Origin of the sequence: Hwangdonia sp. (genome assembly GCF_048381975.1) — a bacterium.
Lineage (GTDB): Bacteria > Bacteroidota > Bacteroidia > Flavobacteriales > Flavobacteriaceae > Hwangdonia > Hwangdonia seohaensis.
The window spans coordinates 510,132-536,583 of record NZ_JBLWYT010000001.1 but is presented as its reverse complement, the minus strand read 5'-3'; the positions used below and the strand labels follow the sequence as shown (position 1 = coordinate 536,583).

Genomic DNA, 26,452 nt, shown 5'->3' with positions numbered 1-26,452 from the left:
AAACCTTGCAGGATGAATTTTCATATTAAACTATAGGCTTCATAGCCGTCATTGAGGCTCTTAAAAATTCACCTACTTTTTCAACCGGGTGATTTCTTAAAGCTGCATTAACTTCAATTAATCGAGCGTTATCAACACCGTCACCATTATCGGCAGCATAAGTTTTACCGATAACATCAGTATCTACGTTTTTCATAAAATCGGCTAATAAAGGCTTACAAGCATGATCGAACAAATAACATCCGTACTCCGCAGTATCGGAGATTACACTGTTCATTTCGTATAATTTTCTTCTGGCAATGGTATTTGCAATAAGCGGTGTTTCGTGCAGCGACTCGTAGTAAGCGGAAGCATCGATAATTCCAGACTCTGTCATGGCCTCAAAAGCCAATTCTACTCCGGCTCTAACCATAGCGACCATTAACACGCCATTATCGTAATATTCTTGCTCGGAAATCTCAACATCACCCGCCGGTGTTTTTTCAAAAGCAGTTTCAGCAGTTTCAGCTCGCCATCCTAATAAATCTTTATCATCGTTAGCCCAATCTGCCATCATACCTGCAGAGAAACGACCTTCAATAATATCGTCCATGTGCTTTTGGAACAACGGACGCATAATCTCTTTTAATTCTTCTGACAATTCAAAAGCCTTAATTTTTGCTGGATTTGAAAGTCTGTCCATCATATTGGTAATACCGCCATATTTAAGACCTTCGGTAATGGTTTCCCACCCGTATTGAATGAGTTTTGAAGCATAACCAGCATCTACGCCTTTTTCAATCATTTTATCAAAACACAGGATAGAACCAGTTTGCAACAAACCACACAAAATGGTTTGCTCACCCATTAAATCACTCTTAACCTCAGCAATAAAAGACGATGCCAACACACCTGCTCTATCGCCACCGGTAGCTACGGCGTAAGCCTTTGCTTGTGCCCAACCTTTACCTTCTGGATCGTTTTCATCGTGCACCGCAATTAAGGTTGGTACGCCAAATCCTCTTTTGTATTCTTCTCTCACCTCGGTACCTGGGCATTTTGGCGCCACCATAATTACGGTAAGGTCTTTACGGATTTGCATGCCTTCTTCAACAATATTAAAACCGTGAGAATACGATAATGTAGCCCCTTGTTTCATTAAAGGCATTACGGTATTTACCACATTGGTGTGCTGCTTATCCGGTGTTAAATTTAGCACCAAATCTGCTGATGGAATCAACTCTTTGTATGTACCAACTGTAAATCCGTTTTCGGTGGCATTTACAAAAGATGCACGTTTTTCCGCAATGGCAGCATCACGTAAGGCATACGAAATATCCAATCCGGAATCCCGCATGTTCAAACCTTGGTTTAAACCTTGAGCGCCACAGCCTACAATCACTATTTTTTTACCTTTTAGCGCATTTACACCATCTTGGAATTCTGAAGAATCCATAAATCTACACTTTGCCAATTGGCTTAATTTGTCTCTTAATGAAAGGGTGTTAAAATAATTTCCCATTTTTAATTTTATTGTTAATTATTGGTTATTGAATGCTTTTAGCATTTCAGTTATTTTCATTTCTTCTTTAGTAACGGCTATTCGGCCAGAACGCACAAATTGCATGATGCCAAACGCGTTCAGTTCGCGTCGTAACAGTTCTATTTCTTGTCGTCTTCCAGATTTTTCCAGCACAAAAAACTCTTTATTTACCGTTACAATTCTAGCGTTACTTTCTTTAATTATATTTTGAATTTGAGGCTCTTCAAACAGTAAATCGGACTTTATTTTAAACATACCGGATTCTTGATAAATCGTTTCATCCTCGGTATGATAATAGGCACGAATCACCTCCACTTGCTTTTCAAATTGTCCGATTATTTTTTTTGCTTGATGCTCGGTAATATTTACAACTATTACAAATCTATTTACACCTTCAATTTCAGATTGCGATGTGGTTAAACTTTCAATATTCATGTGTCTGCGCTGAAAAATGGCAGAGATACGGTTTAACAACCCGATGGTATTTTCAGTATATATTGAAAATGTGAATGTTTTTATGTCTTCGTTCATGTTCTTTAAGATGATAGAAAATAGATGCTAGAAAATAGACTGATTCAACAATGCTACAAGTTTATTTTCATTCATTAAACATCTTTTTTCTTTGTTCTATTTCTTTATTCTTTATTCTTCATTTAACTTAAACGGATATCTGAAACCGATGCGCCCGAAGGAATCATAGGAAACACGTTATCTTCTTTTTCTACGCAAACTTCTAAGAAGTAAGGCTCTTTTGATGCCATCATTTCCTTTACGGCTTCGGCCAAATCTTCGCGCTTAACAACTTTTCTGGCTTTTAAGTAATAACCTTCTGCAATGGCCACAAAGTTTGGGTTTATCATTTCGGTAGAGGCGTATCGCTTATCGAAAAACAACTGTTGCCACTGGCGTACCATGCCTAAAAATTCGTTATTTAAAACCACGATTTTAACAGCGGCTTTTTGCTGGAAGATAGTCCCCAATTCTTGAATATTCATTTGATAACCACCATCGCCGATAATGGCTACTACTTCCCGCTCTGGTGCAGCCATTTTTGCACCTATGGCAGCAGGTAAAGCAAAGCCCATGGTACCTAAACCACCTGAGGTAATATTGCTTTTGGTTTTGTTGAATTCTGAATAGCGACATGCAATCATTTGATGCTGGCCCACATCTGAAACAATGGCCGCATTACCTTCGCTTTGTATATTTATTTCCTTTAAAACCTCACCCATAGTTAGGCCTTCTTTGGTTGGATGAAGATCGTCTTTTATAACTTTTTCGTATTCAATAGTATATAAATCCTTAAATTCTTGATGCCATGACTCGTGCGAATTTTTGTTTAATAGCGGCAATAACTGCGCTAAACTATCTTTGGAATTACCCAAAACAGCCACGTCTGCAAATACGTTTTTATTAATTTCGGCAGGGTCTATTTCAAAGTGAATAACTTTAGCTTGTTTGGCATAGGTATCTAAACTCCCCGTAACACGGTCATCAAAACGCATCCCAATGGCAATTAACACATCGCACTCATTGGTTAACCTATTTGGCGCATAATTACCGTGCATCCCAACCATACCAATATTTAATGGATGTGAGGTTGGTAAGGCCGAAGCACCCATAATAGTCCACGCTGCAGGAATTCCCGCTTTCTCAACAACCGCTTTCAGTTCTGCCTCGGCTTGTCCTAAAATAACACCTTGCCCCCAAACAATCATGGGTTTTTTAGCGGCATTGATTAATTCGGCAGCAGCTTTAACCGCCTCTAAATTCGTTTTAGGCACCGGAATATAACTACGTACCCCTGTACATTTTTTATATTTAAAATCGAGTTCTCCAAATTGGGCATCTTTTGTAATATCGACTAAAACGGGTCCCGGTCTTCCGCTTCTTGCAATAAAAAATGCTTTGGCTAAAACCTCGGGAATATCCGCGGCTTTTGTAACCTGACAATTCCATTTAGTAACCGGTGTAGAAATACCAACAATATCTGTTTCTTGAAAGGCATCGCTACCTAATAAGTGCGATGGCACTTGCCCTGTAATACAAACCAACGGTGTGGAGTCTATTTGCGCATCGGCGATTCCGGTAATTAAATTTGTTGCTCCCGGGCCGGAAGTTGCCATGGCCACTCCTACACGTCCGGAAATTCTAGCAAACCCTTGGGCCGCATGTGCTGCACCTTGTTCGTGACGTGTTAATACATGATGGATTTCATCTCTGTATTTAAACAATTCATCATAAACTGGCATAATAGCACCTCCGGGATATCCGTAAAGAATATCAACACCTTCGGCTATTAAACTTCTAACTATCGCTTCACTACCTGTAATGCGTTCGCTTGGTTGCTCTAAGTATTTTGCTTTTGTCATGGTTTTTGTTTCCATAAATTTCAATTAAAACGCATCAGTTACACAGCCTTGAGATGCCGATGCCACTGTTTTAGCGTATTTATACAATATTCCTTTTTTATGTTTTAATTCGGGTTCAACCCATTGCGATTTTCTTTCAGCTATTTCTTCTTCTGATAACAACACATTTATAGAGTTGTCTTCAGCGCTAATTCTAATTTTGTCGCCTGTTTTAATCAATCCGATTGTGCCACCAGATTGTGCCTCAGGTGTAATATGCCCAACCACAAAACCGTGTGTTCCTCCAGAAAAACGTCCGTCGGTTATTAAAGCCACCGACTTTCCTAAGCCTGCTCCCATAATCAGTGAGGTTGGTTTTAACATTTCCGGCATGCCCGGACCTCCTTTTGGGCCGACATAGCGAATAACAACCACATCGCCTTTTTCTACTTCGCCATTTGAAATACCCGTATTCGCAGCCTGTTCGCCATCGTAAACCACCGCTTTTCCTTCAAACAACAAACCTTCATTTCCTGATATTTTGGCAACAGCACCTTCAGTGGCTAAGTTTCCATAAAGAATTTGTAGGTTTCCTGAAGATTTCAAAGCTTTGTCCTTTGGATAGATAACATCTTGGTCGTCTTCAAATTTAAGTGGTTCAACATCTGCTAAATTTTCAGCTAAAGTTTTACCCGTAACGGTTAAACAATCGCCATGTAAATAACCGTTGTCCAACAGATACTTCATAACCGCGGGCGTACCACCAATGCCGTGAACATCTTCCATTAAATATTTTCCGGATGGTTTTAAATCTGCAATCAACGGTGTTTTATCGCTAACACGTTGAAAATCTTCTAAAGTAAATTCAATATCCGCAGCATGTGCAATAGCCAAAAAGTGCAGCACCGCATTGGTTGATCCACCTAAGGCGTTAACAAGTGCAACGGCATTTTCAATAGATTTTTTAGAAATGATATCCAAAGGTTTTAAATCTAATTCCAATAAGTTTTTAATGGCTCTTGCTGTTCTTTCGCTTTCCGATAATTTATTTGGATTTTCAGCCGGAATAGATGAGTTATAAGGCAACGAAAAGCCCATACATTCAATAGCCGAAGCCATGGTATTTGCGGTGTACATACCGCCGCAAGCTCCTGCGCCCGGGATGGCTCTTTTTATAATGTCTCTATATTCTTCCTCATCAATTTCGCCTGCCACTTTTTGTCCCAACGCTTCAAAAGCCGAAACGATATTTAGTTTTCTACCTTTGTAACTTCCCGAAGCTATGGTACCGCCATACATCATTATCGATGGGCGATTTAAACGCAGCATCGCAATAACGGCTCCGGGCATATTTTTATCGCAACCCACCACAGAAACCAGCGCATCGTAACTTTGGGCATTCATTACCGTTTCAATAGAATCTGCAATAATATCTCTTGACGCCAACGAATAGTTCATACCCGAAGTACCCATTGAAATACCATCGCTCACCCCAATGGTATTAAAGCCCAAACCAACCATGTTGGCTATTTTGCATTCTATTTTTACTTCTGCGGCCAAATTGTTTAAGTGCATGTTGCACGGGTTGCCATCGTACCCTGTACTTGCAATGCCCACTTGGGCTTTTTGCATATCTTCATCAGATAAACCCACGGCATACAACATGGCTTGTGATGCTGGCTGAGATTCATCTTGTGTTAATCTCCTACTATGTTTATTAAGTTTATTCATATTTATTGCAAAATTTTTTGCTTTACTTTGTTTTCAGTATAAATATTCTTGCGATTTAAGATTTTGATTAAAAAATCAACAAAATTCCTAAAACGGCTACGAAATTAAATTATTACATTTTTAAATCTGTTTTTCGCTGGATTTTATGGTTAAATCCAGTACCCATAAAACCAATTTATTAGATTGATTATCAATGTTTTAGAGCGTATTTTTTATGACGTTCAAAAACCTTTAAAATATGCAATAAAAAAAGCCTTCCGTTTAGGGAAGGCTTTTAAAATTATTTTAAGTTTTAATATAGCATTCCCTAGCGTTGTGAAATAATCACAATGATAATAATTGAAATGATATTTAAAATTTGCTTTTTCATTTGTTGCCACAAATATTGTAAATAATATTTACATGACAATTCTTTTTCTTAAAAAAAGAAAAATCGGCTCGCATATTCTTTTATTTTTTTACTTTTGCCAACACAAATAACAGAGGAAAGATTTGACTGATTGCAACCTCTTTGTGCAGACCTAGTTTTACAAATAATTATGCAAAAAACCTGAATAAATACAGGTGAAGCGGGTTAAGCACAAGTAAAAATGCTAAAGGCAGTGTAAACTTCCTTCGACGCTATCGTCAAATCTGTAATAAAATTTAAAATATGGCTTATTTATTTACTTCGGAAAGTGTTTCTGAGGGACACCCGGATAAGGTAGCAGACCAAATTAGTGATGCTTTAATCGATAACTTTATAGCGTTCGACAAAGACTCGAAAGTAGCTTGCGAAACCTTAGTAACTACGGGACAAGTTGTTTTGGCTGGCGAGGTAAAATCGTCCACCTATTTAGATGTTCAGAAAATAGCGAGAGAGACCATCAATAAAATCGGCTACACCAAAGGCGAGTATATGTTTGATGGCAATTCGTGTGGTGTTTTATCGGCCATTCACGAGCAATCTGATGATATAAACCGTGGCGTGGATAGAGCGAATAAAGAAGAGCAAGGTGCCGGCGACCAAGGTATGATGTTTGGTTATGCCACGCGAGAAACTGAAAACTTTATGCCTTTGGCTTTAGATTTGTCGCACCGGATTTTAAAAGAACTTGCCGAATTGCGCAGAGAAAACAAAGACATCACCTATTTAAGGCCAGATTCTAAAAGTCAGGTTACCATTGAATATAGCGATGATAATGTCCCGCAACGTATTGACGCCATTGTTGTGTCGACACAGCACGACGAGTTTGATGAAGACGAGGCTATGCTCGCCAAAATAAGAAAGGACATCGTAGAGATTTTAATACCGCGGGTAATTGCCAAAATACCAGAGCAAATACAAGTGTTGTTTAATGATGGTATTACCTATCATATTAACCCAACCGGGAAATTTGTTATTGGCGGGCCGCATGGCGATACAGGATTAACCGGACGTAAAATAGTTGTTGATACTTATGGCGGTAAAGGCGCTCACGGTGGTGGTGCGTTTTCTGGAAAAGACCCAAGTAAGGTAGACCGAAGTGCCGCTTATGCCACACGCCATATTGCTAAAAACTTGGTTGCCGCAGGTGTTGCCGATGAAATCTTGGTACAGGTAAGTTACGCTATTGGGGTGGTTGAGCCTATGGGTGTTTTTATTGACACGTATGGCACTTGCCCTTTTAATATGACCGATGGCGAAATTGCAGAAAAGGTTTCTAAATTATTTGATTTACGCCCATTTGCCATTGAAGAACGCTTAAAATTACGCGCGCCAATGTACAGCGAAACCGCTGCTTACGGACACATGGGACGCGAAAATGAAACCGTTACCAAAACCTTTACCCAACCCAATGGTGAAAGCGTAACCTTAGACGTTGAGTTATTTACTTGGGAAAAACTGGATTATGTTGACAAAGTAAAAAAAGCCTTTGGTTTGTAACACCAAAACGTTTTATAATATTTAAAAAGCCTTGTAATTTGTTTTACAAGGCTTTTTGTTTTTTGTAAAACTTGATTTCGTCAGAAACTTTTTCTAAATTCGTAAGGAGCAATTTCTAAGCGAAAGCTAAAAAGCGTCATGGAAAAAGGTCAAATCATATTCGAGATAATCAAATTTACTCTAATTGTATTAGCAGCTCTTTTTACATACTATAAATTTTTTCGAGAAGGAACACATAAGCAACGTATTGAATTTGATATTGATTTTTATAATCTGGGAGTACTGAACACTGATAGAATTATAGAAATTGGAGCGTTAGCAGAAAATAAAGGTAATGTAGAGCAAAAATTTGATAGTATGCTACTTCGAATTCGAGGAATTGATAAAAACAGTGAATTGAATGAGCTAAAAAAACATAAACCCCGACTTGTTTTTCCATTAAATTCCAAAAACAAGTGGGAAATGATACCTAAAAAGTATATACCCTATTTTGTAAGACCTGGAGTAAAACAAAGATTTCCAATTGTCCTAAAGATTCCTAAAAATTGGACTCACATACTAGTAAAAATCACTTTTAAATATAGAGGAACGAAAGATGTACATGTTTCGGAAAGAGCATTTCAAACGAACGTTGAAAATTGACACTTTTAAAATCCCTACGATTAAAATGTAATAGCAAGACCAACAATCAAACCTTTGTTTCCGTGTTAGCGATTGCAGTAGAAATCTTTTTGTGAGGCACGAACACAAAGATTGTAGCCCTTAGACTGCGCCCAAGATAAATTACAAGCGCGGTATGAGGATTGTGTTACGTCCAATCAATTAAAACCAAAATCCAGCTTCTTTTAACTTCATTGCGATAAAAAATGTAAATTGTACCATAAAACTCTAAACTTTAAGGTGCAAAATGGTTGCCAATACAATTGATGAAGTCATAGACATTTTAGGAGATATTATTGAATCTTCCCGAAATGACGAAAGTACTTTAGGGTATTTTGCTTGCTTGTACCAAAAAGTAACCATTAGCGTAAAAGACAAACTGCACACCAATTATTTTGATGATGACGCAAGAATGGAACAGCTGGATGTTCTGTTCGCTAACCGGTATTTGTTGGCATATGCCGATTATAAACAAGGCAAACCCATTACAAAATCCTGGGACATGGCTTTTCAGGCCTCAAGCAACAACAGTTTAATTGTGCTTCAACACTTATTACTTGGTATGAATGCCCATATTAATTTGGATTTAGGCATTGCTGCTGCTGAAATATCGGATGCTTCATCCATTAATACATTACACTCCGATTTTAACAAAATCAATGCGGTATTGGCTTCTTTAGTAGAGGAAGTGCAAGAAGATTTATCGAAGATTTGGCCCACTTTAGTCAAAATCTTGAAGTTTGCAAACAAGGTGGATGACTTTTTTATAAACTTTAGCATGAGCATAGCCCGAGATGGCGCATGGAAATTTGCCAATGAGTTGGTGGCGCAAAAAGAATTAAAAAGTAGAGAACACTATATGGCTTTACGGGACGATAAAATAGCAGCCTTATCAAAATCTATAACCGTTCATAAAATTGTGGTGCGCCTTATATTTTTTATAGTAAGGATTGGAGAGCGTGGAAAACCATCGGATAAAATAAAAGCGTTGGAAAGGGTAGTTAAAAACCGTACGAAATGACTATGAAAAAACTTGTAGCTTTAATATTGACAAGTCTCTTATATACTCATTGTTCAATAGACAGAAATATTCTGCCTTTGAACAACATTGAGCTTGAAAGGTTAGAAACATTCAAAGATTTTGAACCAAATAACCGGGTTCAAATAAGTGATGAAAACGAGGTTGGACAAAAATTATGGTTATGTCTTACGTTCGAGTCAAAAGAAAACAATGAGCCTCTAATAAACCAAAAGATTCAAATGTACCATACGTCTTCAAAAGGGGAATATGAACCTTCAAACCCCAATGATGAATCTACTGCTCGTTTAAATGGCGAGGTTTTTACAAATGAAAAGGGGCAGGTATTTGTTCAAACTATATTGCCAGGTGATTATGGAAGTTCAGCCGATAATAGACATATTCATACCACTGTTGAAAATGCCAAACCTGAAGCTTACGATATACACTTCAAACAATTTACGGGACACATGGGGAAAAACTTCGTTTCAGGAAGTGACCAACATTTCCTTGCAGATTTGAGAAAAACGGATGATAGTACACTTGTTACTTTTCTAACCATTGCGGTTAAACAGCCTCGAGTAGAGCGCACAACAACCCATCAAAAAACACCAAACTGTGAATGGTGCGGAGCCGGTGAAGCACCTGCAAACATAAGTTGGGAAACAAGCATTGCTGATGAAAGTACAGAGGAGGAACGCCTAATTTTGGAAGGGACAATTTTTGAAGCCGATGGTAAAAGCCCTGCTAAAAATGTAATCGTTTATGCTTATCACACCAATGCCAAAGGACGCTATGAAAAGAAAGGAAATGAAACAGGAAATGGCGTACGACACGGGTATTTACGAGCATGGACTAAAACGAACCATTTAGGCAAGTATAGATTTCACACCATTAAACCAGCGCCCTATCCAAACAATGCAGAACCCGCCCATGTGCACATGACCCTCATGCGGGAAGATTTTAAAGAATATTGGATAAATGCCACTTGGTTTAAGGGAGACAAGATAATTACGAGAGAAATGACCGAAAAACTAAATCGGACGGGAGGGTTTTCGAATATCATTGAACTTTCAAGAAATGAAGAAAACATTTGGGTAGGAAAAAGAGATATTATCTTGAATCCACCAAAGGAACAATAACGCGCTACAACTAAAACATAATAGGCCTTAGCGCCTAACGTGACGCTACCCATGGTACACAAAATGGCTAATTGAACCCCTACAAAAATAAAACAATCCTCGGTTTAAAAACTTAATCAAGCACATATGTGCGTTAGGGATTGAGGCATTTGTTGGAGCTCGCCGACGTAGGAGGAAGCGACTGCCGAAAGCCCGACCCTTGTGGTAACGCCCAAATAAAAAGTGTTAAACTTAAAGAAATTAATATAATTGTATTATAACTCGTAACGCACCCGCAATGTTATAAAGCGCGGTTGTATAAAGGTTTCGGAATTATAAACGGCGAGGTTGCTGGCACTGTTTTGCACGCGCGAGTCGATATCCAATAGGTTTGTGGCCTTAATTTCGTATTCCCATTTGGCATCTTTATCTTTTCGGTAAGCCAACGACGCATCCCAGGTTTTAAAGGATTGCGATGGCTGTGAACCGCTGTTTTGATTGGTATAGGTATATTCGGTTCTGAAAGTAACCGATTGCCAGATGTAAGCATCAAAATCTACCGATGGCGCCTTGGTAATAAACTTGGTTGTGCTTGTGCCCAAATTGTTGTTGGAAACGCTGTAACGATACCTAAACCTTAGGTTTGGTGCCTCCCTGAAATTAGTGCGCAACTCGGGGTTGTAACTCTGGGTAAACCGCTCGCTTAACGATTGCCTGCCTTGTACAAATTGATTGATTTTACTGTAGTTGAAATTGGCGGATAAACCAGCTCTTAATTTACCAAAGGTGCGCTGTATGCGTCCGTTTGCCGATACACTTTCGTCGGCAAAATTTGAGTTGAAAAAGGTGCTGGTTCTAATCACGTTTTCAAAATCTGTTAAGCCTCTAATCTGGTCGATATTTTTTGAATAGGAAAGACGCCCAAAAACATTGGTGTAATTAAACATATTGAAGCTGCTGTAAAACAAGCTTACATTGTGCGATAGGGCATTTTGCAAATCGGGTTCGCCAAACTGAATGCTGTTGTAATTGTTAAACACCAAGCCCTGTGCTAATCGCGTAACATCGGTAAATTGATTTTGCATAGTATAACGCAGGGTTAAGCTTTCGCTCTTTTTAAATTGAATACGGGTTTCGAAATCTGGTAAAAACTTCAAAAAGTTGTTTTTAAAGGTTTCTCCAAACTGACTGTTTTTATTACCGTAAGCATGCACGGAAAACCCTGGAGTTATGGTGAACTTACCGGTTTTTAATGTATAATGAACGCCTAAATACACATCGGTAAAATTGTAATCGGTATCGTTTGTGGCGCGACCGTTATTAAAGGTTGGCGTGGGTTTAAATTGTGTATTATCGTCTAAAAATTGAAAAATACTGGAGTTGAATTCCTGTCGGCTCAAAATTGTTCCCAAAGTAAAATTGATATTGCTTTTTGCATTGAGGATATTGTAATAATCCAATTTGGCATCAAGCTGATTGGATTTTATGTGTCTATCTTGGGCCAAATCGTAATTATTTAACATGGTATTAAAACCCATGGCTTGTGCCGTTGTATCAAAGGCATCTCTATCGTTTGGATCTATTTCATCGTTATTATTGGGGTCGTTAACCAGTAATGCATTGTAAAATGGGTCTTCGTTTTTTATTAAATGCTGTGCTTCAAAAGCAAAAATATTGGTATCGTTAAGTGTGTAATAATAATTCAGGTTTTGATTTATACTGAATGGCGTAACCTCATCCAACTGATTTGTATTGCCCACAACCGAAGAAAACAGGTTTTGATTTTGTTCATCTTTAGAAAAACGCGCCAAAATATCGTAATCCAATTGGTTGTTTAAATTGGGTTTGTAAGACGCACTTAATTTGGCTAATCCTTGATTGGAACGTTCTTTACTACTTTGCTCGGTGGCCTCATCAGGAATGCCCAAATCGGCATCGGTGTATTGTACAAAACTTGTTTCTTTCGATGATATTCGGCTACTGTTGTAAATTGCAAAACCGCTTAAATCGAGTGTTTTTTTAGGTGAATAGCTAAAGTTTGAAGCCGCTAATTTGTTTTCGATTTCGAGCGCATTGTTTTGGCTTGTTAAAAAATTAAGTCCGTTATCACCCAAATTAATGCTGGTTCCGCTGCCTCTGCTCGGAGCCCTAAAACCACCTCCAAATCCGCGAAGGTCGCGACGTGTTAATGCCAAATCTCCCGTGTTATTTAAATCGCCAATAAAATTAAGACTGAACTCGGGACTGTAATAAAACAGTTTGGGCTGCACTAAATAGAGTTCGTTGTCTGGCGATTCGCCACCGCCAGCTGTAATATTACCAAACCAAAAATTTTCTTTACCTTCTTTAAGTTTGATATTTATAGCGACATTATCTTGATTATTTGTAACGCTTCTTAACTGACCAACCTCGGAATAATTTCGTAATACCTGCACTTTATCCACAGCATTTGACGGGATATTTTTGGTGGCCAATTTAGTGTCGCCATCAAAGAAATCCTTTCCGTTAACCATAAGTTTATTAACCACTTTACCTTCTACTTCTACTTGCCCATCGTCATTAATTTCTACACCTGGTAATTTTTCCAAAACATCTTCTAGTTTTCGTTCCGTGCCCGTTTTAAACGAATCAGCATTGTAAATTAAAGTATCCCCTTTTACCGTTACCGGCATTTCGTAAGTGAGCTCAACAGCGTCCAAAGCATTGTCCGGCATCATGGAAACATTTTTAACAAGATCCGCTTCTTTGGTGGAAATGGTTTCCTTAAAAGCCTTCATGCCTATATAACTTACTTGTAAACTATAGGTCGTATTTTTTTCTAAATTTAATTTATAACGCCCGTCATCATTGGTAATACCGTAAGATTCCAAAGCTTGGGTTTCTTGATTTATGGCTATCACATTGGCCAATTCAAGCGGATTGCCTATACTGTCTTTTACAACGCCTTCTAATTTTATCTGGGCAAAAGCTGAGCTTGCTATTAAAATAAATAGCGTGGTTATTTTTAATTTCATTAAGTGTTTCTTGATTGGTTAATTTATGATGTTACCCTCTTCTTCCGCCTCGACCTCGTCCTCTAAAGTTTTCGCGTAATTCCTCCATTTTCTTTTCTAAGATTTCCTGATATTCCACCTTGGTGACTTCCTTTCCTTTTGAAGGTTTTTTAATGGCATCTTTTTCACTGGGATTCATCACTATTTTTGAACATAAAACGGTGGTTCTCCCTGCGCTTACTTCTAAAATTAAACCGGGAAGTCCCCAATATTCACCTGGGCCTTGGCTGATTGGAATTTGAAGTGTATACCATGCTTCAACCTGAATTAACTTCTCAGAATCGTTGGTTTCTGGCTCTTTGGTTTGGGTTGAATCTTGCGCATTGGTTCTGCTTTCCCGCGGTCTTCTAAATCTTGTAAAATCGAAACTTGAATCTGCAATTGTCGCCGTGGCCTTAAAACACATGTACTGTCCTATTTGTTTTGTTTCGCTACCCGTTACCCAATTTATTTGGGGTAAAGAATCTTTTATTAAAAACTGTTTCCCGAACAATTCTTGATCTTGAAAAAACGCTTTTTCCTTAACGTTTTTGTATTGGTCGCCACCTGTAAAACTTGACATCATCCCTCTAAATCGGCCTCCTTGACCTTGACCGGGAGCTTCCAACTTTTCTTCTTCTTTATAAATGGATTCTGTTTTATTAAAGGTTAATACGTATGTTCTTTCAAGCATGCTTTTCATGCGTTCTGCTATTTGCTTTTTTTGTTCTTCGCTCATTCCGGGTCGCCCAAAATTATCCATATCGATAGAGGTTTTCGACATGTAGTACGCCTTACCTTGAAAGTCGTTTTGGGCAAAAGCGAAAACGCCAACAAACAGGATTAAACTAGAAATAGCATATTTAAAAAAATCAGTGATTTTCATTTTATAAAGTCTTTTGGTTAGATATTAAATAACATCTATAAGACTACTAAAAATCACTATGGTTTAATACGGCCATCCGTTTATTTATCCGCCAACTCTAATCATAACTCTTTCGCCATCGTCCCTACCTCTTCTGGACCGAAATTGCTCCAACATTTCTTTGGATTTTTTCTCCATAATCTCTTCAAATTTTGCTTGGGTGACTTCTTTTCCCTTTGTGGGTTCTTCAATTTTTAGAGGCGTTTTTGGGTTTATTACAATCTTGCTGCAAACCAAGGTTAGATCGCCATCGTTAACTTCTAAAATCAACCCGGGAAGCCCATAAAAATCATCTGGCCCATTATTAATGGGAATTTGCGGTGTGTACCAAACCGTGGTGGTCCGGTCTTTGGTTACTTCTTCTGTTTCACCTTTCTCATTAAATGTTTGTGTGGTATAATCATCTTTAAAAACCGCCTTAAAACAAGTGTAATCGCCAATGTTTTTGGTTTCGTTTACCAATTCCCATTTTCGGTTGCTTAGCGTGTCTTTTATTAAAAACTGCTTTCCGTAAATTTCTGTTTTATTGGTGTATCTGTTTTCTTTTACGTTTTTGTACATAACATCGGATCCCTGGGAAATTTTAATTTTAAATTGAGCCCCAGAATTTGCCAACGATGGTGCCTCTAACTTTTCATTACGCTTATAAATCGATTCGTTTTTATTAAACGTTAATGTGTATTCTTGCTGAAACTGTTTTCGCAATTGCTCTTGAATTTGCTTTTGCATTTCTGCATTCGTGTTCTCGTCGTTCATTTTTAAGTCCACTTTTCTGTGCGATTTGTAGGTGGCCACACCCTGAAAATCTTGCGCATTTCCTTTTGCTACCACCAAAGTAAATACCATAAAAATGCATTTCATAATTGTTTTCATATAATATCTTTTTTTAATAAAATTGATTACTGTTCGTTTTTTGATTGATGAAGTACAAATATGAAAACTATATGGGCTTTTTATAGTTAACGAGTGTTAACGTGTGTTAACCCATTGGTTTTGTAACGGTTTAACTCTTACTTTTGAAATATGAATGAGAAGAAATATAAATGGATTTTATATTTAATTGTTACCACTATATTGCTAACCATAGTTGTGCAATGTTATTGGAATTACAAAAATTATTTACAGAACAAACAGAATTTTATAAATCAAGTACAGGTTGGTTTTGATAACGCTTTGGACACCTATTATTCCGATCTTGCCGAAGCGAACCAAATGACTTTTATAGACATTGAAACGGATAGCTTAAATTTTAAAAACCGGTTGAATGGGTTACACAACGATTCTATTTTCAGAAAAATACAAGAAGATTATAGAGGCGACAGTGATAAAGAAATTTCGGGCTTTACACAAATTAAAGGTTCCGATAGCGGTTTTGCTTTTTCGAAAGCCGAAAACCACATCAAACAAATTAAGGTTATAAAAGGCAAAAAAGCCGCCGATAGCCTAAAACTCGTAAAAGGCATTACTTCTATTTTTATATCCATTCAAAATGATACTTTAGATTTTAAAAAGCTCAATCCCATTATAAAAAATGAGTTTGAAAGAAAACAGTTAAACATCAATTTTGCATTAAAACATTATAAAAACGACCGTGTTTTTAACACCTTTAATACCGCAATTGAAAGCCCCGATTATTTAAAAACAAATTCTAAATCGACCTTTTTAAAGCAAAATGAAAGTTTAGAAATTGCTTATCCGAACGCCACAAAAATCATATTAAAAAGAAGCGCACTTAGTATCTTAATATCTACCTTTCTTGTTTTGGCCGTTATTGGTTGCTTGCTGTATCTTTTAAAAATCATTAAAAACCAAAAGCAATTGGCCGAAGTAAAAAACGATTTAATCAGCAATATTACCCACGAGTTTAAAACCCCAATTGCGACTATTGGTGTTGCCATTGAAAGCATTAAAAACTTTAATGTTATTGATGATAAAGAGAAGACAAAATCCTATTTGGACATGTCTAACAATCAATTGTCCAAACTCAATATTATGGTTGAAAAACTACTGGAAACCGCCACTTTAGATAGCGATAGTTTAACACTTGAAAAAGACCATTGCCATATTGCGGATATATTGCAAACCATAGTTGACAAGCATAAAATACAAACCGAGAAATCGATACATTTTAAAGCGACTTCGGATAAAGTTACCGCCAAAATTGATGCCTTTCATTTTGAAAATGCCATAAACAACGTTTTAGATAACGCCATTAAATACGGTGGAAACACGATTAATATTGATTTATCCCAAAATGCCATTGCTTTTACGGTATCTGTTTCAGATGATGGGAACACGTTAACGAAAGCAAATAAAGAAAAGATTTTTGAAAAATTTTATCGCGTACCAAAAGGCAATACCCACGATGTAAAAGGTTTTGGAATTGGCTTGTATTATGCCAAAAAAATTGCAGAAAAACACGGTGGTACCATTCACTTAAATTTAGAAAACAACCAAACCACTTTTAAAATTACGTTCCCAAATGACTAAGCCCACAACCATACTTTTAGCGGAGGACGAGCAAGCTTTAGGGCAAATTATAAAAGAAAGTTTAGAAACCCGAAACTTTAATGTGCTGTTATGCGAAAATGGCGAAAAGGCTTTCGAGGTGTATAAAAATGAAAGTCCCGAGTTGTTGGTTTTGGATGTAATGATGCCAAAAAAAGACGGGTTTACTTTAGCCAAAGACATTAGAACGATTGACGATAGCATTCCTATTATATTTTTAACCGCAAAATCGCAAACCCAAGATGTGGTTGAAGGCTTTAACATTGGCGGAAACGACTATTTAAAAAAGCCTTTTAGCATAGAAGAGTTAATTGTTAGAATCAATAATTTATTGCGTAGAACCGAGCTTCAAAAAACCGTGGAACTCTTAAAAATTGGGCACTATACCTTTAATTTCCCCAAGCAAATACTGCAATTTAAAAGTGAAGAACCCGTGCAATTAACTCACCGCGAAGCGCACTTATTGTTTCATTTAATAAAAAACCAAAACGCGGTTTTAAATCGGTCTGTAATTCTGAAAAAACTTTGGGGTAATGATGATTTTTTCTCGGCGAGAAGTATGGATGTTTTTATAACCAAACTTCGCAAAAAACTAAATCAAGACGAAAGCATTCAAATTTTAAATGTTCGTGGGTTTGGATATAAACTAATTTGCTGAATGTGGTTTGATTTTTGTATTTTTCCGAATACAATGAAAACCCATAATGGGTATTTAGGATAAAATGCAGAAACGAACTTTACTTCTTTTATGATTGCTTAAGGTTTGTTCAGTTTAAATTAATGAGATTAATACCCTTCTTTTTCTTTTTTGTTTCCACAGTCGCGTTTCCACAAAAAACGATTAAAACAACATTCGTTAAAAAAATTGAGCTTAAAGCAGAAAGCATAATTTCCGTTGATAAAGTCAGCAATTTCGAAGTCATTAAATACATCGATAACAACACGTTATTTAGAAAGCATAAAGACGCTATTATTTATAATTACAGCAACGTACAATTGGGCGACATCACATCGGTTGATGCTTTTAGTCCTTTAAAAATCAAAGTCTTTTACAAAAACTTTAATACGATTGTGGTTTTAGACAATCGGTTTTCCGAAATGGATAAAATCGATTTCAACACCATAAAACCGTATAAAAATATATCGCATGTTTCTACAGGTTTTGGCAGCAAACTTTGGGTTTTCAATCAGGATTTGCAACAATTAGAGCTTTTCAACTATAAAACCGGAGAGGTTTGGGCAAAAGCACTCCCCGTGCAGTCGCTTGTAATTCAGCTTGTAAGCAGCTATACCTATTGCTGGTTGCTTACAGAAAAGTACTTGTATAAATACGATGCCTATGGTAGTCTTATTTATAAAATCGAAAATAAAAACTATATAGCCATGGCTTTAAATTATGGCAACATAGTGCTTCAATCCAACGATAAAAGCTTGTACTATTTACCAAAAAACAGTCAGGTTATTTCCCCGATTGAAACACCAAAATTGTTAATAAATCAGTTTTTACTAAACAGAGGAAGCTTGTATCTTTACGACAATGAATTTCTTCATGAATACCAACTAATAAAAGATTAAATTATGCACGTTGCAATTGCAGGAAACATTGGCGCGGGAAAAACAACGCTTACAAAATTATTGGCAAAACATTATAAATGGGAAGCGCAGCTTGAAGACGTTGTGGACAATCCGTATTTAGACGATTTTTACAATCAAATGGAACGCTGGAGCTTTAACCTGCAGGTGTATTTTTTAAACAGCAGATTTCGTCAAGTGGCTCAAATCCGTGAAAGCGGAAAAGACATTATTCAAGACCGCACCATTTACGAAGATGCGCATATTTTTGCCCCCAATTTACATGCCATGGGCTTAATGACCAATCGTGATTTTGAGAATTACTCATCGCTATTTGAACTTATGGAATCGTTTGTACAAGGGCCGGATTTGCTTATTTATTTGCGCAGTTCCATCTCTAATTTAGTGGATCAAATCCATAAACGCGGTCGCGATTACGAAAACTCCATAAGTATTGATTACCTAAGCAGATTAAACGAGCGTTACGAAGCTTGGACATCAAAATACGATAAAGGCAATTTGCTTATTATTGATGTCGATCAATTGGATTTTGTTTCGAATCCCGAAGATTTAGGTTACATTATCAATAAAGTGGAAGCTGAAATTAATGGGCTTTTTTAAAAGAATTATTTAGATATTTTATAACGAAAAAACCACATCGATTGATGTGGTTTTTTTTGTTATTATAAGGAATATTATAATTAACTATTATCTGCTTTCTTCAAATTTGAAACCGCTTGTTTTACTTCGGCTTCAGTACCTTCAAACGTTTCATAATTGGTCGTTTTCTCACCATTTTTGTTGATAACGGTAGTTACAACTGCTTTAAAAACGCCAGTTTCAACTTCATTCATTTCTACTTTAATTTCTTTTGAAATATTTTGAGCCACTAATTCCGTAGCCTCTTTTTCTTCGGAATAGGCTGCAACACCATCGGTAGTTATGGCGATACTAGGCGCGATAACCAATGCGACAACAGACATTAATTTTAAAAGGATGTTTAATGATGGTCCAGACGTATCTTTAAAAGGATCACCAACGGTATCACCAACAACAGCCGCTTTGTGAGCCTCTGTTCCTTTACGACCTTCTTCTTCAATGGTTTTCTTAGCGTTATCCCAAGCACCTCCAGCATTCGATTGGAAAATAGCCATAAGCACACCACAAGTCGTTACACCGGCAAGAAGGCCTCCTAACATTTCTGCGCCTCCAATAAATCCAACGGCCACAGGAACAGCGATTGCCAATAAACCTGGTAACACCATTTCTTTAATCGATGCCTTGGTTGAAATATCGATACATTTTCCGTAGTCTGCAACACCATCTGCAGCATCAAAAATAGCTCTATCCGCATCACTAGCCTTTGACATGTCTGAATCATACTTTCTCATAATACCTAATGCCGCTTTAAGCTCTGGAATATCCCTAAACTGGCGACGAACCTCTTCAATCATTGCCATAGCAGCTCTACCAACGGCATTCATAGATAAGGCTGAAAACACAAACGGCAACATACCACCAACTAATAATCCAGCCATAATTTTAGGTTGCGATACATCAATTGCAGTAACACCTGCTGTTTGCATAAATGCAGCAAATAGCGCCAAAGCTGTTAAGGCTGCCGAAGCAATAGCAAAACCTTTACCTACAGCTGCAGTTGTATTACCAACAGCATCTAATTTATCTGTACGTTCTCGAACTTCACTAGGTAATTCTGCCATTTCAGCAATACCGCCAGCATTATCACAAATTGGTCCATAAGCATCAACCGCTAATTGAATTCCTGTGTTTGCCAACATCCCTACAGCCGCAATTGCGATGCCGTATAACCCAGCAAAATGGTGAGACACGATAATAGCTGCAGCAATTAACAAGATAGGAATTGCTGTACTCATCATACCAACACCCAATCCAGCAATAATGTTTGTAGCCGATCCGGTTTCAGATTGCTTAACAATAGACATTACAGGTTTTTTACCTGTAGCTGTGTAGTATTCAGTTATTTTACCTACAGCTAAACCAGCGATTAAACCAGCGATTACAGCAATAAAAACACCAATAGAGGTATACTCTACGCCATTTAAGTTAAATGTTTCGGGAATAAATTCTTGAATTAAAAAGTAAGTCGCAACAGCCATTAATCCCGCTGAACCAAATTCACCAATATTTAATGCTGTTTGCGGATTCCCACCATCTTTTACTTTCACGAAGAAGGTTCCTATAATTGACATTATAATTCCTACAGCTCCGAGTACCAATGGTAAATACACAGCACCTAAACCATCAAAATTAGGTGTTATGATTATAGCTCCCAATACCATGGTACCTATAATAGAACCTACATACGATTCAAATAAATCGGCACCCATTCCGGCAACATCACCAACGTTATCACCAACGTTATCTGCAATTGTAGCAGGATTCAATGGATGATCTTCTGGAATACCTGCTTCTACTTTACCAACCAAGTCTGCACCAACATCGGCTGCTTTGGTATAAATACCGCCACCAACACGAGCAAATAAAGCTATTGAAGATGCACCTAATGAAAACCCGGAAAGTACGTTTAGTACCATTGGAATATTATCTGCTCCTGGCCACATCATTTGATATACCATAAATAAGCCACTTAATCCTAATATACCTAAACCAACAACGCCCAATCCCATTACAGCACCACCTGCAAAAGCCACTTCTAAGGCTCTTCCCAATGATGTTCTTGCCGCTTGTGTGGTTCTAACATTGGCCTTGGTTGCAACCTTCATTCCAATAAATCCAGCCAACGCCGAACAAATAGCGCCAACTATAAACGATATGGCTACCATCCAGTTTGAACCCACTTCATTATTCCCTTTAAAAAACAATAAGATAGCTACTGCAACCACGAAAATTGCTAAAACTTTGTATTCTGCTTTTAGGAATGCCATGGCACCGTCTGCAATGTTTTTTGCAATTCTGGCCATTTTAGCATCTCCCACTTCTTGTTTTGAAACCCAGCCACTTTTTATTAATACAAACACCAGTGCCAAAACACCAAAAGCGGGTAAAAAATTTACTATTAATTCCATATTTATTCAGTTAGTTTATTTAGTTAATATTTTTTTAACGGGGCTAAAAATAGGAAAATATAAGTGATAAAAAAAACCACCTTAAATATTAAAATGGTTTGTTTTTTTGTCCCGTCATAAAATAACGATACTATATTGTAAAAGTTCTTTTTTTCTTGTGCTCACTTTGCTCATAACGCTCTACACATTTATGATAAATATCTATGGCTTTTTCGGCATCTCCCCAACCGCCAACATCTACTTTCTTTTCTTCTAAATCTTTATAAACCTGAAAAAAGTGCTCGATTTCCTTTATGCGGTGCGGGTTCAAATCACTCAAATCTTTATTTTTGCTCCAAATCGGGTCTGAAACCGGTACACAAATAATTTTTTCATCCGGTCCTTTTTCATCCGCCATATGGAAAACACCTATAGGCTTTACTTCCATAACAACCATGGGGTACGTTGGCTCTATGCCCAAAACCAAAACATCAAGCGGATCTTGGTCCAAAGCCAATGTCTCTGGAATAAAACCGTAATCGCCCGGATACATCATGGACGAAAACAAGGTACGGTCAAAACGTATTTTATTCAGTGTAAAATCGTATTCGTATTTATTTCTACTCCCTTTTGGTATTTCAATTAATACATCAAAAGTCACGTCTTTTTTCTTAGTCATCTTTATTATTTTGGCCTGCAAAGGTACTGAACATGTTAAGATTTAACAACAAAATCCATTTGTTTTTTGCTTAAAACCAAGTATAAAACCAGCTGTAAGACTTAAAAATTATTATATTGCTTCACTGTTATAATTAATTATAAATCAATATTATGCGTCGTTTTCTATTTTTCCTAATTACAACTATTTTATGTTTATCAATTCAAGCCCAAACCCAAAAATGGCAAGGTAAATTTGAACCGATTGACCGCATGATAGCACCTCCAAACACCTATCGTGCTGCAAGTGGTGCTCCGGGAAAAGCGTATTGGCAACAACGTGCCGATTATAAAATAAAGGCTGTTTTAAACGAAGCTAACAACACACTTTCCGGCGAAGAAACCATTACGTATTACAACAACTCTCCAGACGATTTAAGTTATTTATGGATTCAATTGGAACAAAATGTGAATAAAAAAGGGAATGAAGACTTTGGCAGTATAAACAACGGTATTAAAGATGGCATGAATGCCAGACAAATGCAGTTTCTTACCAGAGCCATCAATTTTCCTGCGGGCTATTCCATTAAATATATAAAAGACCAAAATGGGCATGCCATAAAATCACTCGTTAATAACACTATGATGAAAGTATTGCTTGAAGAGCCTTTAAAATCGGGCACTTCCATGACTTTTTCCATAGCTTGGTCGTATCCCATAACCGATCGAAGCATGTATTTATTATCCCGGGAAGGCTACGAGTATTTTCCTGAAGACGATAACACCGTTTACTTAATTGCACATTGGTTTCCGCGAATGGCTGTTTATAACGATACCGAAGGCTGGCAAAATCAGCAGTTTCAAAAATTAGGTGAATTTGCTCTGGAATTTGGTGATTATGAGGTTGAAATTTCGGTTCCCGAAGACCATATTGTCGCTTCAACCGGAAGCCATCAAAACAGCGACCATGTTTTATCAAAAACGCAACAAAACAGAATGGAAACGGCACGTAATTCGTTTGATAAACCCGTTATGATTATTACCAAAGAAGAAGCCGAAGCAAACGAAAAAACAAAATCAAAAAAACTAAAAACCTGGAAATTCAAGGCTACCAATGTTCGTGATTTCGCCTTTGCATCTTCGAGAAAATTTTTGTGGGATGCTCAAGCTGTAAAGTTGCCAAGCAATACGGTTATGGCCATGTCGTTTTACCCCAAAGAAGGTTTGCCGGTGTGGCAAGAGGAATCTACAAAAGCTATTAAGCATGCTTTAGAAGTGTATTCTGAAGCAACCTTTGATTACCCATATCCGGTATGTATTTCGGTTAACACCTCCAATATTGGAATTGAATTCCCGATGATTAGTTTTAATGGCGGTCGTGCAATTAATGGCAAAATGAGCGATGCCGCCAAACAAAGTATGATAGGAACAATAATACATGAAGTGGGACATAACTGGTTCCCCATGATTGTGAGTTCAGACGAGCGTAAATGGATGTGGATGGACGAAGGTTTAAACACCTTTTTGCACCAGCGTACCGTTGCCGAACGCTACCCGGATTTTAACAGCACAACACCAAAAAGCATCGTGCCGTTTATGAGTGGCGATAAAAACATTTTGCGCCCTATAATGACGACCTCCGATAATGAATTAATGAGTCAGTTTGGAGCCAATTTCTATTTAAAGCCCACCGTTGGATTACAAATGTTGCGCAACTCCATTATTGGTAAAGAGCTATTCGACCAAGCATTTAAGGAATATGCCAACCGTTGGAAATTCAAACACCCCAATCCAGCCGATTTATTCCGAACGCTTGAAGATGCCACCGCAACCGATTTAGATTGGTTTTTTAGAGGTTGGTTTTTTACAACCGATAATGTGGATATGGAATTAACAAATGTAAAATGGTTCAAGGTTTTTGAGGAAAAGACGAATATTGAAGACCAAAAGCAAAAATCGCAATTTAAAATTGAAGGCGAAAACACTACTGTAAAAGCCAAAGATTTTTCTAGCGGTCCCGAGGTTATAAATATGACCACCACACCCGATGCAGCTTATGGTCAGTTTTTATCGCGACTTGATGAAACCGAAATTAGAAAACAAGTGTTGGGAAAAAATATTTACGAAGTAAGTATTAAAAATAAAGGCGGCTTAATTATGCCCGTAACCATTGAGTGGATTTATACCGATGGCTCTAAAGAAATCGATAAACTACCGGCTCAAATTTGGCGCAGAAACGAATACGAAGTAAAGCAGACCTTTATAAAAGAAAAGGAAGTTGCCGAGGTTAATCTTGACCCAAATTTTGAGTTTGCCGATGTTGATACCACCAACAATAGCTTTCCTAAAGTTGAAACAGAAAGTGAATTTGACGCCTTTAAAAATAAGGAAACTGGGAATTAGTTAAGATGAATCTTTTTAAATACATAGTAACCTTTTTTACATGCATCTGTCTTTTTTTGCAATTAGAAAGTCAGTCGAAACAAACCGAGTTTCATATTCTGTTTATTGGCAATAGCTTAACCTATTCCAACAATTTACCGCAATTGGTTAAAAAGCAAGCCAAAAAACACGGCATTACTGTAAAAACAAAAATGGTTGCCAAACCCAATTATGCGATTTCAGATCATTGGGAAGAAGGCGAGGTACAAAAATTAATAACAAGTAAAACCTACGATTTTGTGATTATTCAACAAGGCCCATCGTCGCAGCAAGACGGTAAACAATTACTGGTAGATTATGGCAAAAAGTATAGTATACTATGCAAAAACAGCAATGCAAAACTCGCCTATTTTATGGTATGGCCGCCCATTAATCATCCCGAACGGTTTAAAGGTGTAATAAACAACCATAGTTATGCCGCCAAAATAAATAACGCTATTCTTTGTCCCGTTGGCGCGATTTGGAAAAAATATTTTAACGCGACAAACAACTATGATTATTATGGCACCGACGGATTTCACCCTTCTAAAAAAGGCAGTGAAGCAGCGGCAAAAGTTATTGTAGAGTATTTGTTTCCTAAATAATTTATAAAAACTCAACTTAATTGCATTTGGCCTTGTAAAAAAATCTACTACCTTCGTTTAACTACCAATACAAAACATTAAACCTATATCATAAATGTCGCCAATTAAAACGATTCGAATAAAAATAATCCTAACATTTATTAGTATAATATTATGCAATTTTATTTTTGGCCAAAACGAAAACGAACAGAATAAGATAACTCCACTCTCGATTGGAGAGAAAATAAATTTCCAATCGAAAATACTTAATGAAAACAGAATTTTAAACGTTTATCTGCCAAACGGATACGCCACGGATTCAATAAAAGAATTTCCCGTAATTTATGTATTAGATGGTTCCATTGATGAGGATTTTATTCATATTTCTGGAATTGTACAATTTGGTTCCTTCTCTTGGATTAATATGATACCGGAATCAATTGTTGTTGGAATTTCTAATGTTGATAGAAAAAGAGATTTTACATTTCCAACGAATAACAAAAAAGACAAAGAAGACTTTCCAACAACGGGAAAATCCGAAAGATTCATCAATTTTATTGAAAAGGAATTGCAGCCATATATTGACACAAATTATAAAACAGATTCACTTAAAACTTTGATTGGGCAATCACTTGGAGGCCTTTTGGCAACTGAAATATTATTTAAAAACCCCAATTTATTTGATAATTATATTATCGCAAGTCCTAGTTTATGGTGGGACGACGAATCGTTGCTTAAATACACACCGAGGCCATACTCGTCCAAAAAATCCATTTATATTGCAGTTGGAAAAGAAGGCCAAATTATGGAACGGACAGCTAAAGCTTTATACCATAAATTAAACCTACTTAAGAAAGAAAATACGAATATATATTTTGAGTTTTTTGAAAAGCAAAATCACGGAGATGCCCTTCATTTAGCAGTATATAGTGCCTTTGAGAAAATATTTATGGAAGAAAAAAATTAAAAACATAAATTGAACTCTGTGTTAATCTGAAAAAGTATAAATTCAATTAACTGATAGTAATATGAAAAAAGAACACATCGAAAAAATGAGTATTCAAGAACTCGAAAAAAAGACCAAAACTTATAAAATGGCTACAATTGTGCTTAGCATACTCGTTTTAATAATGTTTGTAGCAAGCTTTCTTAATTACCAAGAAAGCGGACTAAGTTTTCCTGTTTTTATGCCTTTCTTCTTTGTGCCTATGGTAATAATTAACAGAATGACTTTTTTAAAACTACAAAAAGAATTAAAGTCAAGCCAAAAAGGGTTAAAAATAAAAGTTTTTTTTGATTACGCCTCTTTTGATTTTGTCAGAAAAAATATCTAAATTCGTTTGCAGCATTAAAACTATGACACACATAATTTGTATATAGTTAATATTAATTATATA

General features: G+C 37.0%; 21 protein-coding genes. 12 read left to right on the top strand and 9 right to left on the bottom strand.

Annotation, left to right across the window (positions count from 1 at the left end; translation table 11 throughout):
* Positions 1-25: 25 nt before the first annotated feature.
* The 4 genes from ilvC to ilvD form a co-directional block, all read right to left on the bottom strand.
* Positions 26-1,501, bottom strand: a complete 1,476-nt coding sequence (gene ilvC, locus ACN5J7_RS02315; RefSeq protein WP_311939114.1) for a ketol-acid reductoisomerase — start codon at positions 1,499-1,501, stop codon at positions 26-28.
* Positions 1,502-1,519: 18 nt separating this feature from the next.
* Positions 1,520-2,053, bottom strand: a complete 534-nt coding sequence (gene ilvN / locus ACN5J7_RS02310) for an acetolactate synthase small subunit (RefSeq protein WP_311939112.1) — start codon at positions 2,051-2,053, stop codon at positions 1,520-1,522.
* A 122-nt stretch (positions 2,054-2,175) separates the two neighbouring features.
* Entirely contained in the window at positions 2,176-3,909 is a 1,734-nt protein-coding gene (gene ilvB, locus ACN5J7_RS02305; protein ID WP_418602504.1) for a biosynthetic-type acetolactate synthase large subunit, read from the bottom strand.
* A gap of 9 nt (positions 3,910-3,918) precedes the next feature.
* Positions 3,919-5,604 (bottom strand): dihydroxy-acid dehydratase, encoded by a 1,686-nt coding sequence (ilvD, locus tag ACN5J7_RS02300; RefSeq protein ID WP_418602502.1) that lies wholly within the window; start codon positions 5,602-5,604, stop codon positions 3,919-3,921.
* A gap of 652 nt (positions 5,605-6,256) precedes the next feature.
* On the opposite strand from ilvD, the gene metK reads away from it, so the two are divergent.
* The 4 genes from metK (at position 6,257) to ACN5J7_RS02280 (ending at position 10,330) form a co-directional block, all read left to right on the top strand.
* Positions 6,257-7,510, top strand: a complete 1,254-nt coding sequence (gene metK, locus ACN5J7_RS02295; RefSeq protein WP_311939106.1) for a methionine adenosyltransferase — start codon at positions 6,257-6,259, stop codon at positions 7,508-7,510.
* Positions 7,511-7,648: 138 nt separating this feature from the next.
* The gene (locus tag ACN5J7_RS02290; RefSeq protein ID WP_311939104.1) at positions 7,649-8,152 is read left to right on the top strand and encodes a hypothetical protein; all 504 of its coding nucleotides are present in this window, start codon (positions 7,649-7,651) and stop codon (positions 8,150-8,152) included.
* 265 nt (positions 8,153-8,417) lie between these two features.
* A complete protein-coding gene (locus ACN5J7_RS02285; RefSeq protein WP_418602501.1) occupies positions 8,418-9,191 on the top strand; it encodes a DUF5995 family protein in 774 nt (257 codons plus the stop codon).
* A gap of 2 nt (positions 9,192-9,193) precedes the next feature.
* Positions 9,194-10,330, top strand: a complete 1,137-nt coding sequence (locus ACN5J7_RS02280) for a hypothetical protein (RefSeq protein ID WP_418602500.1) — start codon at positions 9,194-9,196, stop codon at positions 10,328-10,330.
* A 254-nt stretch (positions 10,331-10,584) separates the two neighbouring features.
* Here the strand turns inward: ACN5J7_RS02280 and ACN5J7_RS02275 are convergent, their stop codons facing one another.
* The 3 genes from ACN5J7_RS02275 to ACN5J7_RS02265 all read right to left on the bottom strand — a co-directional run bounded on the left by ACN5J7_RS02275 (position 10,585) and on the right by ACN5J7_RS02265 (position 15,139).
* Complete coding sequence (locus ACN5J7_RS02275; protein WP_418602499.1) at positions 10,585-13,323, bottom strand: carboxypeptidase regulatory-like domain-containing protein; 2,739 nt, start codon at positions 13,321-13,323, stop codon at positions 10,585-10,587.
* Between the two features lie 31 nt (positions 13,324-13,354).
* Positions 13,355-14,227 carry a GLPGLI family protein gene (locus tag ACN5J7_RS02270; protein ID WP_418602498.1) on the bottom strand — a complete coding sequence of 291 codons (873 nt, stop codon included), beginning with the start codon at positions 14,225-14,227 and terminating at the stop codon, positions 13,355-13,357.
* A gap of 84 nt (positions 14,228-14,311) precedes the next feature.
* The gene (locus ACN5J7_RS02265; RefSeq protein ID WP_311939095.1) at positions 14,312-15,139 is read right to left on the bottom strand and encodes a GLPGLI family protein; all 828 of its coding nucleotides are present in this window, start codon (positions 15,137-15,139) and stop codon (positions 14,312-14,314) included.
* Positions 15,140-15,289: 150 nt separating this feature from the next.
* Between ACN5J7_RS02265 and ACN5J7_RS02260 the strand changes: the two genes are divergently transcribed.
* The 4 genes from ACN5J7_RS02260 to ACN5J7_RS02245 all read left to right on the top strand — a co-directional run bounded on the left by ACN5J7_RS02260 (position 15,290) and on the right by ACN5J7_RS02245 (position 18,967).
* Entirely contained in the window at positions 15,290-16,756 is a 1,467-nt protein-coding gene (locus tag ACN5J7_RS02260) for a sensor histidine kinase (RefSeq protein ID WP_418602497.1), read from the top strand.
* On the top strand, positions 16,749-17,432 hold the full coding sequence (locus ACN5J7_RS02255; RefSeq protein ID WP_418602496.1) for a response regulator transcription factor: 684 nt from the start codon (positions 16,749-16,751) through the stop codon (positions 17,430-17,432). The genes ACN5J7_RS02260 and ACN5J7_RS02255 overlap by 8 nt, the downstream gene beginning before the upstream one ends.
* 122 nt (positions 17,433-17,554) lie before the next feature.
* Positions 17,555-18,349 (top strand): hypothetical protein, encoded by a 795-nt coding sequence (locus ACN5J7_RS02250; RefSeq protein ID WP_418602495.1) that lies wholly within the window; start codon positions 17,555-17,557, stop codon positions 18,347-18,349.
* A gap of 3 nt (positions 18,350-18,352) precedes the next feature.
* Complete coding sequence (locus tag ACN5J7_RS02245; RefSeq protein ID WP_418602494.1) at positions 18,353-18,967, top strand: deoxynucleoside kinase; 615 nt, start codon at positions 18,353-18,355, stop codon at positions 18,965-18,967.
* A gap of 80 nt (positions 18,968-19,047) precedes the next feature.
* Here the strand turns inward: ACN5J7_RS02245 and ACN5J7_RS02240 are convergent, their stop codons facing one another.
* Positions 19,048-21,414, bottom strand: coding sequence for a sodium-translocating pyrophosphatase (locus ACN5J7_RS02240; protein WP_418602492.1), 2,367 nt, complete (start codon positions 21,412-21,414; stop codon positions 19,048-19,050).
* 130 nt (positions 21,415-21,544) lie between these two features.
* On the bottom strand, positions 21,545-22,072 hold the full coding sequence (locus ACN5J7_RS02235; protein ID WP_311939083.1) for an inorganic diphosphatase: 528 nt from the start codon (positions 22,070-22,072) through the stop codon (positions 21,545-21,547).
* Between the two features lie 152 nt (positions 22,073-22,224).
* On the opposite strand from ACN5J7_RS02235, the gene ACN5J7_RS02230 reads away from it, so the two are divergent.
* The 4 genes from ACN5J7_RS02230 (at position 22,225) to ACN5J7_RS02215 (ending at position 26,389) form a co-directional block, all read left to right on the top strand.
* On the top strand, positions 22,225-24,453 hold the full coding sequence (locus ACN5J7_RS02230; RefSeq protein WP_418602489.1) for a M1 family metallopeptidase: 2,229 nt from the start codon (positions 22,225-22,227) through the stop codon (positions 24,451-24,453).
* A 56-nt stretch (positions 24,454-24,509) separates the two neighbouring features.
* Entirely contained in the window at positions 24,510-25,076 is a 567-nt protein-coding gene (locus ACN5J7_RS02225; RefSeq protein WP_418602487.1) for an SGNH/GDSL hydrolase family protein, read from the top strand.
* A 94-nt stretch (positions 25,077-25,170) separates the two neighbouring features.
* Complete coding sequence (locus tag ACN5J7_RS02220) at positions 25,171-26,022, top strand: alpha/beta hydrolase (RefSeq protein ID WP_418602485.1); 852 nt, start codon at positions 25,171-25,173, stop codon at positions 26,020-26,022.
* Positions 26,023-26,083: 61 nt separating this feature from the next.
* Positions 26,084-26,389 carry a hypothetical protein gene (locus ACN5J7_RS02215; protein ID WP_418602483.1) on the top strand — a complete coding sequence of 102 codons (306 nt, stop codon included), beginning with the start codon at positions 26,084-26,086 and terminating at the stop codon, positions 26,387-26,389.
* Positions 26,390-26,452 lie beyond the last annotated feature (63 nt).

Coding starts and splice junctions, on each gene's coding strand:
- ilvC (WP_311939114.1), bottom strand. CDS start 1,501: ATGGGAAATTATTTTAACACCCTTTCATTAAGAGACAAATTAAGCCAA.
- ilvN (WP_311939112.1), bottom strand. CDS start 2,053: ATGAACGAAGACATAAAAACATTCACATTTTCAATATATACTGAAAAT.
- ilvB (WP_418602504.1), bottom strand. CDS start 3,909: ATGGAAACAAAAACCATGACAAAAGCAAAATACTTAGAGCAACCAAGC.
- ilvD (WP_418602502.1), bottom strand. CDS start 5,604: ATGAATAAACTTAATAAACATAGTAGGAGATTAACACAAGATGAATCT.
- metK (WP_311939106.1), top strand. CDS start 6,257: ATGGCTTATTTATTTACTTCGGAAAGTGTTTCTGAGGGACACCCGGAT.
- ACN5J7_RS02290 (WP_311939104.1), top strand. CDS start 7,649: ATGGAAAAAGGTCAAATCATATTCGAGATAATCAAATTTACTCTAATT.
- ACN5J7_RS02285 (WP_418602501.1), top strand. CDS start 8,418: ATGGTTGCCAATACAATTGATGAAGTCATAGACATTTTAGGAGATATT.
- ACN5J7_RS02280 (WP_418602500.1), top strand. CDS start 9,194: ATGAAAAAACTTGTAGCTTTAATATTGACAAGTCTCTTATATACTCAT.
- ACN5J7_RS02275 (WP_418602499.1), bottom strand. CDS start 13,323: ATGAAATTAAAAATAACCACGCTATTTATTTTAATAGCAAGCTCAGCT.
- ACN5J7_RS02270 (WP_418602498.1), bottom strand. CDS start 14,227: ATGAAAATCACTGATTTTTTTAAATATGCTATTTCTAGTTTAATCCTG.
- ACN5J7_RS02265 (WP_311939095.1), bottom strand. CDS start 15,139: ATGAAAACAATTATGAAATGCATTTTTATGGTATTTACTTTGGTGGTA.
- ACN5J7_RS02260 (WP_418602497.1), top strand. CDS start 15,290: ATGAATGAGAAGAAATATAAATGGATTTTATATTTAATTGTTACCACT.
- ACN5J7_RS02255 (WP_418602496.1), top strand. CDS start 16,749: ATGACTAAGCCCACAACCATACTTTTAGCGGAGGACGAGCAAGCTTTA.
- ACN5J7_RS02250 (WP_418602495.1), top strand. CDS start 17,555: ATGAGATTAATACCCTTCTTTTTCTTTTTTGTTTCCACAGTCGCGTTT.
- ACN5J7_RS02245 (WP_418602494.1), top strand. CDS start 18,353: ATGCACGTTGCAATTGCAGGAAACATTGGCGCGGGAAAAACAACGCTT.
- ACN5J7_RS02240 (WP_418602492.1), bottom strand. CDS start 21,414: ATGGAATTAATAGTAAATTTTTTACCCGCTTTTGGTGTTTTGGCACTG.
- ACN5J7_RS02235 (WP_311939083.1), bottom strand. CDS start 22,072: ATGACTAAGAAAAAAGACGTGACTTTTGATGTATTAATTGAAATACCA.
- ACN5J7_RS02230 (WP_418602489.1), top strand. CDS start 22,225: ATGCGTCGTTTTCTATTTTTCCTAATTACAACTATTTTATGTTTATCA.
- ACN5J7_RS02220 (WP_418602485.1), top strand. CDS start 25,171: ATGTCGCCAATTAAAACGATTCGAATAAAAATAATCCTAACATTTATT.
- ACN5J7_RS02215 (WP_418602483.1), top strand. CDS start 26,084: ATGAAAAAAGAACACATCGAAAAAATGAGTATTCAAGAACTCGAAAAA.